The following is a 15,876-nucleotide window of genomic DNA, read 5'->3' as shown; positions in this document are numbered from 1 at the left end:
CATTGTCATGAGTGGTGGTTTGTCTCAATGGCAAAGGAAGAAACATGAAGAAAACAATCAAATCAGTTCGCCAGTTAGTGAGCGGGCTTGCCATCGTTCTTGCATCATCGCTGATGACCGCTCATGCGGAAACCGTGACTATCGAACACGTAAAGGGCACCGCGCAGTTTACTGAAGTACCACAACGAGTTGTTGTTCTTGGTTTTGGTAGCTTGGATGTACTTGATAAAATTGGCGTAAAGCCAGTCGGTGCACCTCACAGCCTAATGCCTGATTACCTTGAGTCATACAAAGAAACAACGAAAAACACGGGCTCGTTAAGCGAACCTGATTTTGAAGCTATCTACATGTTGAAGCCAGACGTAATCATTGCTGAAAACCGCATGCTTAAGGTTTACGACAAGTTAGCTCAAATTGCTCCAACGATCATGTTCTCTATTGAAGGTGATAAGTACTGGGCTGATGCTCAACAAAACTGGCGTTCACTGGGTGAGTTATTTGGTAAGCAGACTGAAGTGGAAGCTATCATCAAAGAGACTCAAGGCTCAATTACTGCTGTGAATGACAAAGTAACCTCGGGTGAAACGACGGCGATGATGCTAATGAACAACGGTAACAATATTGCGATGTTCAATAAAGGCAGCCGTTTCTCTATCATCTTTGATGATTTTGGTTACGTTGAGTCAAAGAGTGCGACAGTCGCACCAATCAAAGGCACGCACGGTAACCTTATCTCTTTTGAGTACATTGCGGATGCAAAACCTGAAGTGCTTTACATCCTAGATCGTGAAAAAGCGATTGGCCGTTCTGAAGGTCGTGCACCTCAACTGTTTGACAACCCATTAGTTGCGGCGACTCCAGCAGCACAGCAAGGCAACATCGTTTACCTTGATTCAAGTGCATGGTACCTAGCAGGTGGTGGTGTAACGGCTATTCATAGAATGTTGGGTGACATTGAACGTACCATTCAACAGTAATTTTTAATGAGTTTTTCGGGCTTATAAGAAACGTTCTTATAAGCCCTTTTTCACTTTTTATACGGGCTACCCGAGACCTACCTTTAGTATTATTTCTATGTTGAAACCCATTGCAGCTGCTGTATTTCTTGTCGTGTTATGCGTTGCGTCATTGATGATAGGGGTCGCTGAAATCAGTTTTAGTGACTTCTTTAACGGCAACCAACACGCCAACTCTATTTATATCGTGAGTCGAATCCCTCGTTTGCTTGCCATTGTGCTCGCAGGCGCCGGTCTGAGTGTCTCTGGCTTAATCATGCAGCAGATTGTTCAGAACAAGTTCGCAGCACCGTCTACGATGGGCACGATTGACTGTGCCATGTTGGGCTACATCGTTGGTATTCTTGTCTTGGGTAACGCTGCTCAATGGAGCTACCTGGGTTTCATCTTCGCGTTTGCAGTGTTTGGCACCATGTTGTTGGTTCGCTTCTTACAGCACCTTAAGTTCAAGAATGCGGTGCTAGTGCCCTTGATCGGTATTATGTATGGCAACGTGGTCTCAGCACTGACAACGTTTATTGCTTACAAGTACGACCTAGTACAAACCATGTCTGCATGGACTATGGCGAACTTCGCGAGCGTATTACAGGGAAGTTATGAAATTCTGTACCTTGCCGTCCCGGCTTGTATGTTGGCTTACTATTTCGCAAGTCAGTTCAGCGCGGCGAGTATTGGTGAGAGCTTTGCAAAGAATATCGGCTTGAATTACCAGAAGATCGTGTTCATTGGTGTTGCTTTGGTGGCGATATGCGCGTCTTCAGTGGTGATGATCGTTGGTGTCATTCCTTTCCTTGGCCTTATTGTGCCAAACATTGTATCGCTGATGATGGGCGACAACATGAAACGAATCCTGCCTTGGACAGCTTACTGGGGCGTGATTTTAGTATTGGCGTGTGACCTGTTAGCTCGCATCGTCATTTTCCCTTATGAGATTCCAATCTCAATGGTCATCAGCATCTTCGGTGGCTTGATTTTTATCTACCTAATCATGAGAGACAAGTCGAATGCGTGATTCAGTAAAAATCGCGATTCTGGCTATCGCGTCTTTGGGTATGACGGCTATTTTTGTAGGGCAGGGGCTAACCTGGGATAACTACGAGTTTTTCTTGTCGCTAAGAATGCCTAAGCTGTTGTCCATCGTACTGGCGGCTGTGGCGATTTCTGCGTCGTCACTGGTCTTCCAAACCATTACCAACAACCGGATTCTCACCCCTTCAATCTTGGGCTTTGATAGTTTGTATATGTTAGTTCAAACGTCGTTGTTATTTGTATTTGGAGGCACGAGCTTTTGGGTGATTGATTCCATTGCAAACTTCGGCCTATCTGTATCTGTGATGATCTTGTTCTCGTTTGCTCTGTTCCATTTTTACTTTAAGAGCAAGCGTAACAACGTATTTACCCTGCTGCTGATCGGTATTGTTTGTGGCAGCGTGTTCTCAAGCCTATCGAATTTCTTAGCGATGTTAATTGATCCGAACGAGTTTGCGGTGCTGCAGAACGTCATGTTTGCAAGCTTCAATAATGTGAAAAGCGAGCTGGTTTACCTGAGTATTCTTCCGCTAGGTTTGTGTTTGCTTGGGCTTTGGGTATTAGCTCCAAAGTTGGATGTTTTATGGTTGGGCGTCGATAACGCGACAAGTTTAGGTGTGAATACCAAGCGATTAACTCAGATGATTTTGGTGATTGTGTCAGTAATGGTTGCGGTATCAACTGCTTTGGTTGGCCCTGTGCTTTTCTTCGGCTTAATCACAGTCAGCTTAGCGCGCCAGATATTCAGTTCGTATCAACACCGTGTACTTATTCTTGCAAGTAGTTTATTAGCGGTGGTTCTGCTTGTTTCTGGCCAATGGTTCATTGAAAAAGTGATGGCGTTTGAAACCACAGTCAGTGTGATCATTAATTTGGTCGGCGGTTTGTATTTTATGTTCTTGTTGTTACGCACCAGAATTCAGTAGAGGTAGTAAGTAGTGATTAAATTAACAGGTTTAAGTAAGAAGTATGGCAAGTCACTGGTTGTGGACGATGCCAGCGCTATGTTCCCAAAAGGGGAAGTGACTTCTATTATTGGCCCAAACGGTGCGGGTAAAAGTACACTGCTTTCAATGGCTAGTCGTCTAACAGAGAGTGATGCCGGTGAAGTGCTAATTGGCGACAAGCTGCTTGCTGAGTGGGATACCAAAGAGCTAGCGAAACACCTGGCGGTACTCCGACAATCAAACAACATCAATATGCGATTTACGATTCGCGAATTGGTCTGTTTTGGGCGTTTCCCGCACTCGCAAGGTCGCTTGAAAGACGAAGACAACAAGATCGTTGATACAGCTTTAGAACACTTAGGTATTACGGATATTCAAAACAAATACCTTGATGAGCTCAGTGGTGGTCAGCGTCAAATGGCATTTATAGCTATGGTTGTCGCACAAGACACCGACTATGTCTTCTTAGATGAGCCCCTTAACAACCTAGATATTAAGCACTCTGTTGAAATCATGCAGACGCTGCGTCGCTTAGCGCACGAGTTTAATAAAGCGATCGTTATTGTGATTCACGACATCAACTTTGCTTCTTGCTATTCAGACAACATCGTAGCGATGAAAAAAGGCCAAGTAGTGAAATCTGGTAAGGTTTCTGAGGTGGTAGAAAAGTCAGTAATGGAATCGATTTACGAGATCCCATTTGAGATTCGTGAGTTTGATGGCGTCCGAGTCTGTATGTACTACTCAGGTCGTTAGTCAACTCCCCTTTGATCCAAAGAAAGAGCTCCCATATGAGGAGCTCTTTTTTTAGGTAAATAACCTAAGTTGCAAGGTTGTATTTATGGTTTATCTTTGATTTATAACTACTTATTCGACGTAATATTGACGTGTTGTTTTTCCTAAAGTGATAGTTTGATGTCACTCGAAGATCTGTTCTTCATTTTTCAAAATCATTTGCCATTTTTTGTGCCTTGCATTCCAAAAACGTTCTACACTTGGGTTATAACTGTTTGATTTTTATACGAGGTATCAATGAGTCGTAAACCAATAGTGTTAGTAGTAGATGACACCCCAAGCAATTTGGATGTGTTAACTGCGATACTCAAAGATACCTATCAAGTTAAGGTCGCGATCAACGGCACCATCGGTATCAAAATAGCCAAGATGGTTCCTCAGCCAGACCTGATTCTTCTCGATATCATGATGCCAGATATTGATGGGTATGAGGTGTGTCGACAACTAAAAGCACAGCCGAATACCGCGCATATTCCCATTATCTTTGTGACCGCCAAAATAGACCCTGAAGCCGAGGTGAAAGGGCTATCTTTAGGGGCTGTTGATTACCTGACCAAGCCGATCACTCCTGAAATCGCACTGCAGCGTGTGAAGACTCATATTGCTTTGTATGACCAACAGCGAGCGCTATTTAGCCAAGTGAAAGAGAAAACCCAAGAGATCAATCTTGGTAAGTTAGAGACTCTGAATATTTTGGGTAGGGCGGCTGAATTCAAAGACAATGAAACGGGCATGCACGTTATGCGCATGAGCCACTATTGTGAAATATTGGCGAAGGCATTGGGTATGACAGACGAAGATGCCGAAACGCTACGAGACGCAGCGCCGATGCATGATATTGGCAAGATAGGTATCCCTGACAGTGTGTTACTTAAGCCGGGTAAATTAGACCCGGACGAGTGGGACACCATGCAAAAACACGTCGAATACGGTGTAGAGATACTCGGCAGGCAGAGTGACTCTAAGTTGATGCGAATGGCCATTCAAGTCGCGCAATATCACCATGAAAAATGGGATGGCAGTGGCTACCCAAATCAAATAGCAGGTGAGGAGATCCCCCTGGTAGGGCGCATTGCAGCGGTTGCCGATGTGTTTGATGCTTTGACAGCAGAAAGGCCTTATAAAAAGGCTTGGAGCGTTGATGAAGCGCTGGCCTTGTTTGAAGAGCAAAAGGGTAAACACTTTGACCCTCGGATCGTAGAGCTGTTATTTGAAAACTTACCTAAGATCTTAGCGATTAAAGAAAAGTTCAAAGATGAGTAATCTCTTCAACAGATGGAGTGCTTTCATGTTGAGGCTAAAAAGTTCAGTGATTTCATTCTCGGTCTGGTTGCTGTCTGGGCTGTTGTTTGTTGGCAGTGCTTATGCCTCTGAAGTGACTGATGCCGATCTAGAGGGTTGGTTAGACAATAAGCCAACGGTGACTTTCATTGCTCTTGCTAACCATTACCCATACTCGTTCCTTGATGATGACGGAAAAGTCTCTGGTATTGTGAAAGACTGGACACAGGATCTTGAAGAGCGGTTTGGTGTTCATGTGAGGTTTATAAGCGCCAGCTCTCGCAGTGAAGCCAAAGCTGCACTGCTTGATGGAAGAGGTGATGTTTTCCCATTCCAACAGTTTGATCCAAGTGATGGAGGGCGTTTTCTCTCGAGTGACCCGTATATCCCTTATCAGGTTGCTGTGATTGCTCCCATTGACAATAAAATCGACACCAACCTAGACCAAAACCATAAACGACGCATTGCTATGGTCAATGAAAACATAGACTTAAAAAAAGCAGGCGTTCAACTTAGTTCTATTGAACGAGTTGATTTTGATAACGTGATTGATGCGGTGAGAGCTCTGGGGGAAGGTGAGGTTGAAGGCATTGTCGCGGAGCCTATTACGACGATGGACCTTGCCAAAAAAGTCGGTGTTCATGATTTAACGATTAATTATGTATTAGAGCACTGGAAGAGAATTCAGGCGACTATGGTAGTACGAACTGATGATTTGGAGCTGCTGACGTTAATCAACAAACAGATCAAAACCTTTGATGTTCGCAAAGAGAACCAGATTTTATCTAAATGGCTAGATGCGTCTCCTTATCGAGTTCCACTTAAAGGGGTATTTGGCTTTGGTAACCCACCTTATATGTATCCGGATAGCACTTCTGTTGGCTTAGAGCATGACATCATACAACGTGCTTTAAATGATATGGGTTACAAATTGGGTGACGTTGTCACTTTGCCACCAAGTGCTGCGCGAAAGGCTATCGATAATAATAACTCGATCGCTTTTGTTTCCGGTGTCCAGGCAGATGATCCGGATGCTCACTTTCTAAGTGATCCTGTCATTAATGTTGAATTCGTCCCTGTATCGTTGGCAAGGCGCCAACTCAATCTTAAATCTCAGAAAGACTTGTCTCTGGGGGCGCTGTTATTTGATGACACCTCACCGATAAAAAACTCGATAGAGATGCTTTCTAAAGAAGTTGATATCGAACGAGTTGAAGATATCGGTACGTTAGAGTCTGCATTCGCACAGCTAAGAGCACAGAGCGTAGATGTTTTAATGGTCGAGAGGCGAGTACTGGAGTGGTTTATTACGAATACTCGCTTTATTGAAATGTCAGAGCTTCGATTACACGATGACTACCGAGTGGAGTATCCAATCTATGTCGATTTTAAGAGTGAAGAACTGAGAGACCGATTTAACGCTGCGGTGGCCAACCTCAAGCAAGTCGATGATGGTTTAAGCCAAATCATTGAGACTCATATCCAGAGTGACCTAAGCCAGGTTCTGAAGAAAGCGAGTATTATTGCTCAAATATCGGCTTATTTTATCGTAAATGACCGCTTTGACGACCTGTCTGAGCTCTTTGAAGTATTTGATACAGACAGTTCATTTCAGGTGATCACTGCCCAAGCAGATAATAATAATCGCCCAATTAAGGCTTGGTATATCGGTAATCTTGTTGATGATTTTGGAGAGAAGCGCAATACCTCTCACTTTTCATCAGTGACTAAAGTGGCTAGTTATCGTACTAAAGGTGGTATTACTAATTCGGGTTCCATGACCTTTTACTTTGACACCCGATCTCAACAGCGAAACCACGTTTACTTCCCAGATATAGAGCAGTTTGATTCGTTTGGTGAGCCTGCTAAGCGCTATATCGCAGAGATATACCAAGCCAATAATTTAACGGGAGAGATCTTAAACTTAAGCGAAAGTGAGAGGGAGTGGCTTAAAAATAACCCAACGGTGCGAATCGGTATCGATCCTAATTCACTTCCGTATGAGGCAGTCTCTAGTACTGGTGAGTACATCGGTATGCTCGATGATTATCTGAAACTCATCGAGCAGAAAACCGGCTTAAATATTGAGCATGTTGACGTAGCGAATTGGTCAGAGACTCGAAGTTTAGTCGATCATCAAGAGGTGGAACTTGTCTCTGCGGCGCAAGAAAATCGCTCCTTGGGAGAGAATGTCAAAGCGGTAAACAGCCTCTTCTCAAGCCGTTTAGCTCTAGCCTCAAGGCGAGAGGTGAGCAGCTTAGTGCTCGATGAAGCGACAGGATGGAAAATCGGCATTTTAAGAAATGCAGCGAATACTGAGGCGATAGTAGAGAAGTATCCAAACGTCGAGTGGGTATTTGTTGACTCGACTGCTGAGGGGTTGAACTTGCTAGATGATCAAAGCTTAGACGGAATGATCGATACGGTCGATGTCTTAAACTATTTGATTGATTCATTTGGACACCGAGATATTGGGATTATCGGTCGACTCGACTTTTTCCTGTCACCGACCTTACATGTGATCAAATCTGAACCTCTTCTATTTTCTATTTTGAATAAAGCTATTGATAAGATCTCTGCAGAAGAGCATCAAAAAATCTCAGCAAAGTGGGCAGCACCAAAAGCGATAGAAAGGGTCGATTACGAATTGGTTTACACCATCTCTGCCTTTTCATTAGTGATTGTTTTACTGATTGTTTTCTGGAACCGAAAACTCGCTAAGCAGATTAGCATAGCCAATGAAGCGACAGAGGCACTCAAAAAGGCGCAAGACCAGCTCTATAGCATGTTAAATAGTTCTCCAATCGCAGCCGCTGTGGTTTTTGAGGAGCAGGTTCGTTATGCCAATGACACTGCAAAACGCTTGTTTGGCGTTGAAAATAAGGAACTCTCGTCTATCGATGTAGTTGCTATTCATGATTCTCTCGACGTTCGTGATGACATTCATAAAGAGCTCAAGCTGAACGGAAAAGTCGTGAACAAAGAGTTAGTGCTTAGAAAGTCAGACGGCACTCGTTTTGTCGCACTAGTAAGCTACTACTTGTTTGAGCTTGATGGTGAAATCGCAACGCTGTTTTGGGCATTCGATATTTCTGAAATGAAACGTCTAAATGAGCAATTGGCTGAGGAGAAAGAGAGAGCAAACCTCGCAAGTCAGGCTAAATCAGAGTTTTTGGCGAACATGAGCCACGAAATTAGAACGCCAATGAACGCAATTATTGGCTTGTCTTATCTAGCGATTGGGGAGATCACTAACCCTACAGCCCGCAACTATATCGAAAAAGTGCACCGCTCTGGGCACTCTCTGTTAAGCATCATCAACGATATTTTAGACTTGTCTAAGATAGAAGCGGGTCAGTTGTTTATCGATAATATTCCATTTAATGCCTTGGCGACTTTCAAAGATGTAATTGAGTTGATGGAATCGAAAGCCGTTGAAAAGGAGCTTAATTTGTCGATGTCGGTTGACCCAGAACTGGATACCCCTCTTATGGGGGACCCACTCAGATTGTTCCAAGTGATACTTAACCTTATTGGCAACGCGATTAAGTTTACGGAAAAAGGCAGTGTTTCTCTAACGGTCGATATTGTTGACTCAAACGAGCGTGAATTGACGATGAAGGTTTGCGTCGCGGATACCGGAATCGGCATTTCTGACGACAACCTTCACAAGCTATTTCAAGCGTTTAGCCAAGCAGATACCACAACAACACGTCGATTCGGTGGTACAGGCTTAGGGCTTAATATTAGCCAGAAGCTCGTGAATGCAATGGGCAGCCAAATTACGGTTGAGAGTGAGTTTGGGCAAGGCAGTGAGTTTTCTTTTGTCGTAACCTTTGCTCGAACGACCAATGAAGAGTTAGCCCAATTCAAAGCACAAGAGCTTCAACTGGATTATCAGATAGAGTTCAAAGGCCAGAAGATATTGCTGGTGGAGGATAATGAACTTAACCAAGATCTTGCGTTAGCCTTTTTTAGTCGTTCTAAGTTAGACGCCGACCTTGCTGAAAACGGCAAAGAGGCACTGGCATTAGCAAAGAACAACGACTATGACATGATCTTTATGGATCTACAGATGCCAATCATGGATGGGTTTGAGGCCACAAAACTGATCCGTGAATTTAATACCACAGTGCCTATTATTGCGATGTCAGCCAACGTGTTTAGCGATGCGAAACAAAGAGCAAGAGACGCAGGCGTAACGGACTTTTTGGACAAGCCGATCATCATTGATAAAGCGACATCTTTGATCTCTAAATACATCGTGCCTGAGGTGTTGGTTGAAGGTAAAGCGCCTGAACCTGCTCTGGTTAATGAATCGATTTCTGATAATTCTGACTTACCTATTTTCTCAAAAGCTCGATTTGAGCAGCTCACCAATAACGATACAGCCTTGCAAAATAAGGTGTTAGATAGGTTCTGCCAAGGGGCACCATCGATGCTATCTGAAGCGTTCGATAATCTAGCGCAACAAGAGTGGGTAACGTTAGAGCGGAATTTACACACCATAAAAAGTATGGCGGCTTCAATTGGCGGGCAGAGGCTTGCTGAATTACTCAGTGACTTAGAAAGTCGAGCTCACAATAGGACATGCGTGGAGCAAGATCTTAAGCATGGCCAAATTGGCTTAACGGAGTTAATTGAAGCGGTCGAGTACGATTTTGGCAAACCATGCGCAGTCACGGCAGACAAAGATACAGGTGAAACTTCGGACTCTTCTGAGTTAGCTCCCAAGCAAATCGCTAAGCTGCTATCTCTTCTCGAGGCTTACGATAACGATGCGACTCAATACGTTTCGGAGTTACTCATTGAACACCCTGACTCGAGTGCTTTAAAAGAGGTGCTGAGATTGCTAGAGAGTTACGATTTTGAAGGTGCCACTGAGGTGCTCAGCGCTTCACAGCCATAGAACCAAAGCCTTTTGCTAGTATTCAAAGCCTTTAACTATCGTGGTTAAAGGCTTTTTTATCTGTGCACTAACCTAATTGCTGACATTCTGTTTGATTAAATTAATCACGGTGTTGTATCGATGAGGGAGCTTGCGGTTTCGCTTTTGGACTAAGTACAGCGTTTCCTCTACTTCTACTTTTGGCGGGACGACGTGCAACTTATCTCTTTCAGCAAAATGTTCAACGGCACCAGCTGGCAACACGGTAAACCCTAATCCCTTGGATACGGGCAGCAGTATCTGATGAAGTTGGTTGATGTAGCCTGATTTCGGAATCTCATTAATGTTGATGTTCGCGAGCTCTTTATCACCACACAGGTCAAAGTACAAAGAGAGGTAATGCGCAGAATCTGGGTGAGCAATCAGGCCAATCTCATGCAGCGTTTGTGGCGTGATCTCAAGGTCGGCATGACTGTGGTGCACGATAAGACATAATGCTTCTTTGCCGATAACTTGGCTTTGGTAATAGCTGTCGTTCGGTGAGTGTCTTACGATACCGACATCGGTCGTGCCTTGCAGCAGGTCATTCAATATCTTTCTATTCGGTGCTGCCTCAAGATTAATGCTTAGATCTGGATGTTGTTGCTGCAGCTCAAGAAGCTTGGGATATAAGCGTAAGGAAAGCGAGCCTGAACAGGATAGGTGACATTGCCCAGAGTAAGGGTTATCAAAACTAAGTGATTCGAAAAGGTCTTCTTGGTCTTTCTCTAATTTGAGTGCATAGCGATACATAATCCGACCTTGCTCGGTCAGCTCGAAGCTCTTATTTTCTCGAGAGAGTAGTTCGCAGTCACATGCTTGCTCAAGTTTTTTGATGTGTTGGCTAACACCTGGTTGAGTCATGTACAACTTTTCAGCCGTTTGGGTGAAATGGCCGACTTCTACCAGAGTCTTAAATGTGTTGAGCCAAAGTGGATTAATCATACTCGCCTCTTAATGCCGAAGTTTTTTGAAACAGCGCTAATGAATAACAGAAAATTATTATTATCTCCGTTAATGATAAATGCAAATCCAGAATGAATTGAAAATATAGAAAGCGACGCATTCGATATCGTTGAAGATCCAAAAGGAGATGGCTTTAAAGCAATACATTGGTAGCAGGTGAGTTTTATTTTTTGTAACAAATTGTTGAGACTTTGTTGGTTATTTGGTCTAGTGATCAGCCGCGCTCATATTTAGGAACGAAGATGAATAGAAATGTTTGGCTACTGTCACTGTGTCAGGCCTTATTAATGACAGGGAATATCTTACTGATTTCCGTGATTGGCTTGATAGGAAAACAGATTGCGCCCAGCGCCAGTATGATTACCTTACCAGTTGCATTACAGTTTTTGGGTTTGATGGCTGCCACCATTCCCGCTTCTTTGATTTCAGGTAAGTTAGGCCGTAAGCGAGGCTTTAGTATCGGTAATCTCGTCGGTATAACGGGGGCTAGCCTAGCAACTTACGCGCTATCACAACAAAACTTCTATCTGTTCTGCTTCGCAACCTTCTTACTCGGCATAGGTATTGGTTTTGGAACGCTTTATCGTTTCGCGGCCATTGAAGTGTGTGATGAAAATGCACGACACCGCGCAATCTCGATTTCAATGGCTGGTGGTGTCCTTGCGGCGGTACTCGGGCCGAACTTAGCGATTATGTCTCAGCAATGGTCGCAAGATGGCCTATATATTGGTGCGTTCGCTTCATTGATTGGCTTAAACATTTTAGCGCTCGTTATCTTACAGACCATTCAATTCCCTAAAGTGTCGTTTAGTCACCAAGCGCCGAAGTCGGATTCTTTGAGTGCAATTGTAAAGGCGCCAAATTTCGTCGGAGCTGTATTTGCAGCGATGGTCGCCTATGCGGTGATGAACATTTTGATGACGGCTACACCATTGGCAATGATTGGCTGTGGTTTCGACTTTACTAAAGCGGCGGGTGTAATTGAGTGGCACGTGTTAGGTATGTTTGTTCCTGCCTTCTTTACTGGGTCACTCATCGAGAAGTTTGGTTCAAGAATGATGATCTTGGCAGGCGGGATACTGTTTGTGTTTTGTATTGCCATCAACATCCATGGTGAGTCGATTTGGCATTTCAGAGCGGCTTTGGTTTTACTCGGGGTAGGCTGGAACTTTATGTTCATCGCGGCAACCGGTTTGTTCAGTCAATCTTATCAACCGCAGAACAAAGCGAAGGCTCAAGCGTTTAATGAGTTTGTTGTTTTTGGCTGTGTGACAGTAACAGCGTTGCTTTCTGGTTGGCTAGAGTCGACAGCGGGCTGGCAAAACCTCAATATTTATGTATTGCCATTTGTGTTAGCCGTTATCATATTGTTTGCATTTAGCGCACGTAAATCTCGCATTCAAAATCAACCTGTATGATGAGTTATCGCTTGTTTGGAGATATTAACTTCTTCATTTGAACAGAGCGTTAGGCTAGCTTTTCCGAAGCACAGACAAATAAAAAGCCCTACCAATGACGGTAGGGCTTTTGCTTACGGCTTAAATAATAACGTTTTCTTAAAACTGCTGTCCTGACTCATGCCAAAGACAGCAGTACTTAAGTTGGTTTATCAGTACGCACGTTATTGTCTACGTACTTATTTCAATGATTTGAGCTAGAAGCGACTTATAGATCGACCATAATGGTCTTAGTCGTGATCCCGCCTTGGTCATCGATGATTCTTAGTTTCACTTCATGCTTTCCGTATGAAGGGAAGATAGAAGTGAATGTGCGACCTCGTTTCACTTTTCCATTTGGTAACGTCCACTCTGTATCGACAATTCGACCGTCGCTGTCCGAACTTGTTGACCACATGGTGACCCAACGACCTAAGTGAATGTACTTCACACTTGCTTGAGGAAGCGCGTTTGGAACCTCAACATTAACGATTGAGCTAAACGATGCGTTAGCGCCTTTATCGTCGACTACCGTGAGGCTGACGGTATATTCGCCGGCTTCTTGGTATGCCCACGTTGGCGCGATTTCACTACTTGTTACGCCGTTGCCGAAGTCCCATAGGTAGCTGATGATTTCGCCATCTTGATCCGAACTGAAGTTACGGGCTGATACGTTCAGTCCATCCGTATTAAGTTCGAAGTTCGCTGTTGGCGCAATATTGTGTTGGCTTACTTTCGATAGACGTACCACACCATATTCGTTGTCAGCGCTCTGGTTAACAATGTCTACTACCAAACCAAATTTAGTCAAAATACGGCCTGAATCAGGAGCTTGTGGTGATGTGTAATCTTGATCATCAGAGAAGCTCGCTGTACCCACTAGGCTTGTGTCCTGAAGCACATCATTGTCACTGTTTACAAGACGCATTGGAGTATGATCTTTCAGTGAAAACGCGGCATCACGGACTTGGTAACGTGTTTGAGCGACTTTTCCTGAGTTTTGCCAAATCATGGCATTTTGGTCTGCATCGACCACACCTAACCAGCCTTCTCCTGGATGCTTGCCTACCCAGTTATCAGTGAGCGACTCATCGACATACCAAATGATCAGACCTGGATCGAACGACATGAGCTGGCCCATGCGCTTGATATTAGCCAAGCCTTCATCCACGTCCATATGACTGCGCCATTGCAGTAGGTAGTAGTGTTGAGCTTGATGGAAACCATTGCTCAATTTGAAGCCATTAAGCGCAAAGCTAGAGTTATCTTCGCCGTCATCTAGCGCAACTGTGTCACCGTCAACGATAAGGATCAGGTTGTCTAAGTAGAAACCTTCCATGGCTAAGCCGCCATCGGTGATGTACTCGAACGAAAGCTCGACTTCTTGTCCAGCCCATTGAGAAACATCAAATTCAGCATCAATCCACCCGTCAGACTCACCACCTACCGCAGGAACTAGGCCGGTGTTGTAGGGGTCATCCATAGAGGTGATGTTGCCTGCGATGGCTTGTCCGTTCACAAGGACACGAGCAAAGTCATAGTCTTTCTCGATTTGGTACCAAGTTTTGAAGGAAAGCATGGCAGAGTCGCCAGCCGGGATTTCCAGCTTACGGGTCATGCTATTCTTCAGGTCATCGCCTTTTTGAGAGTGGAATGAGTACTCACCCTCGAACGGTTTCAGACCTTCAATTTGTTTCTCTGGAAGGTCGACCTTAATCATGTTCGGACGGGAGTTATCTGTCGTTTGGAACAAGGTGTAAATTTGTGGATTGTCTTCAAGGTCATCAATTGAGATTTGGTCATCATTAATCCAACGACCACCAATAGACTTTTGTAGGAAGTGTTTTGCCCAAGAACTGAATGCGGTTGGTTGAGTACCGCCAATTTGACCAGCCCAGCTGCCAGAAGACATGATAGACCAATAAGAGACTGGTTCACCCTTGCCCGTGTATTGCGTGTCGTACTCATCTGGAAGGCCTAAATCATGGCCATATTCGTGAGCACAAACACCGGCTGCTGCGTCAATCGGTTGAATCGTGTAATCAAACGCCGCGTACTGGCCATTAAAGCGGTCTGGAAGCGAGCTAGAGGTGCCTTCTAGCACATGTGTGCGTCCAAGGTTGAATCGGTGAGACCAAATTGCATTAGGACCTAACACGCCACCACCGGCTTCTTCACCTACAGAGGCATGGAACACCATTAGGTGATCAATTACGCCATCTGGTTCACGGAAGTCTCCGTCACCATCGTAATCGTAACGGTCTTCGATATCGTAATCAGCGAGGTTGATGCTAGGGTCTTGAGCTAACTGGTTGAGGGCTTCGCGAACGAGCTCTTGAGCATTTAGGTCGTTATCCGTTGTCGGGGAGTTACCACCGTAGAAAGCTGCTGGCTTAGAAGCTCGATACCAACCTGCGGCTTGACCTGCCACACTGTAACTGTCGCCTGACTCACTCTGATAATACTGGCGCATCGAGATTAAGTTTTCACCATTTGGTCCGGTATAGCCCGAATCAGAAAACAGTAACTCTTGGTAGTGTTCAGGGCTGTAGCTCTCGTAGAGCATTTGCGTGTGCTCTTTAGTGAGCTTGTTATCGTCCCAGTTTAGATCAGGGAAGTCGACAAGCAGTGCGAGTACTTTGTCTGTACGCTTAGTACCGACTTCCAGAGCAAAAACACTCGCTTTTTTAACGCCAGACTCTTTTTCGATGGCTTTGAGTATTTTAGCTCGTTGCTCTAGTGCTTTTTTACCGAACTGAGCATCACCTTTAAAACCAGAGTTAAGCTTGTTTTTTAGATAACGATCAAGTGCATCGTGCTTTGCCGCATCGGTTGCGTCTTGGTCAACTAAGCCCTGTCTCACTAACATTTCTATTAGCTTATCTTCATTAACAACACCAAGATCTATTGGTGTTTTGGCATAGCTACTGACGCTAAATAGAGTAAGCATTGCTGAAGCCAGCAATGTTTTTCTCATTATTTTCATTGTATTTCCTTTTTATATTTCCATGTCGATGTTTGTATCAACTAGCCTTTTTCGGAACGATTGTCCGATTTGGTTTTATACACTCTGTTGGTGTTTTATTTTTCTGACGTTTGTTTTCTATCTCGTTATATTTTTTTGAATCAAACTGGTGGCTCTTTTGGGCTTTTGCATTGAGATAGATACGCAAAGCCTCTTGGTTGTCCTCATAACTTAAGCCAGGACAAATAACGCCTCTTTCTATCAATGAGTTAAGTAATGATTCATCATTCTCAATAGTGGAAGCCTGTGACAGTGAGGTAAATAAAAGAACCATTAAGGTCATTGTTTTCAGAGGCATAGATAGTAGAGCCATTAGTTTTGATTATGTAACAAAATATATTTATAAAATTAACCAATCAAATGGATATTTTTTACAAGTCATTGTCCGTTCCGTTTTCAACATTAAGAGTTAATATTGAAAAGGCTTTTCTATTTATTTAATTGTCAGTTGTTT

9 protein-coding genes and 1 pseudogene are annotated in these 15,876 nt (G+C 44.0%); 7 read left to right on the top strand and 3 right to left on the bottom strand.

Annotation, left to right across the window (positions count from 1 at the left end; all coding sequences use genetic code 11):
* Positions 1–44: 44 nt before the first annotated feature.
* From OH460_RS18900 to OH460_RS18875, 6 genes are all read left to right on the top strand, one after another.
* Positions 45–977: a siderophore ABC transporter substrate-binding protein gene (locus OH460_RS18900; RefSeq protein WP_269999144.1), complete on the top strand. Its 933-nt coding sequence runs from the start codon at positions 45–47 to the stop codon at positions 975–977.
* 97 nt (positions 978–1,074) lie between these two features.
* Positions 1,075–2,028 carry an ABC transporter permease gene (locus OH460_RS18895; protein ID WP_105058335.1) on the top strand — a complete coding sequence of 318 codons (954 nt, stop codon included), beginning with the start codon at positions 1,075–1,077 and terminating at the stop codon, positions 2,026–2,028.
* On the top strand, positions 2,021–2,971 hold the full coding sequence (locus tag OH460_RS18890) for an iron chelate uptake ABC transporter family permease subunit (RefSeq protein WP_269999143.1): 951 nt from the start codon (positions 2,021–2,023) through the stop codon (positions 2,969–2,971). The genes OH460_RS18895 and OH460_RS18890 overlap by 8 nt, the downstream gene beginning before the upstream one ends.
* A 12-nt stretch (positions 2,972–2,983) precedes the next feature.
* Entirely contained in the window at positions 2,984–3,748 is a 765-nt protein-coding gene (locus OH460_RS18885) for an iron ABC transporter ATP-binding protein (RefSeq protein WP_061032327.1), read from the top strand.
* A 276-nt stretch (positions 3,749–4,024) separates the two neighbouring features.
* A complete protein-coding gene (locus tag OH460_RS18880) occupies positions 4,025–5,050 on the top strand; it encodes an HD-GYP domain-containing protein (protein ID WP_269999142.1) in 1,026 nt (341 codons plus the stop codon).
* A 25-nt stretch (positions 5,051–5,075) separates the two neighbouring features.
* Entirely contained in the window at positions 5,076–9,977 is a 4,902-nt protein-coding gene (locus OH460_RS18875) for an ATP-binding protein (protein WP_269999141.1), read from the top strand.
* Positions 9,978–10,049: 72 nt separating this feature from the next.
* Here the strand turns inward: OH460_RS18875 and OH460_RS18870 are convergent, their stop codons facing one another.
* Entirely contained in the window at positions 10,050–10,940 is an 891-nt protein-coding gene (locus OH460_RS18870) for a LysR family transcriptional regulator (protein ID WP_269999140.1), read from the bottom strand.
* A gap of 263 nt (positions 10,941–11,203) precedes the next feature.
* Here OH460_RS18870 and OH460_RS18865 point away from each other — a divergent pair, with 263 nt between their 5' ends.
* Positions 11,204–12,379 (top strand): MFS transporter, encoded by a 1,176-nt coding sequence (locus OH460_RS18865; protein ID WP_269999139.1) that lies wholly within the window; start codon positions 11,204–11,206, stop codon positions 12,377–12,379.
* Between the two features lie 247 nt (positions 12,380–12,626).
* Here the strand turns inward: OH460_RS18865 and OH460_RS18860 are convergent, their stop codons facing one another.
* A complete protein-coding gene (locus tag OH460_RS18860) occupies positions 12,627–15,383 on the bottom strand; it encodes an immune inhibitor A domain-containing protein (protein WP_269999138.1) in 2,757 nt (918 codons plus the stop codon).
* 41 nt (positions 15,384–15,424) lie between these two features.
* A pseudogene (locus tag OH460_RS18855) lies at positions 15,425–15,720 on the bottom strand (hypothetical protein).
* Positions 15,721–15,876: the final 156 nt, after the last annotated feature.

Origin of the sequence: Vibrio sp. Makdt, assembly GCF_027587015.1 — a bacterium.
GTDB lineage: Bacteria > Pseudomonadota > Gammaproteobacteria > Enterobacterales > Vibrionaceae > Vibrio > Vibrio chagasii_B.
This window is presented reverse-complemented; position numbering and strand designations above follow the sequence as displayed.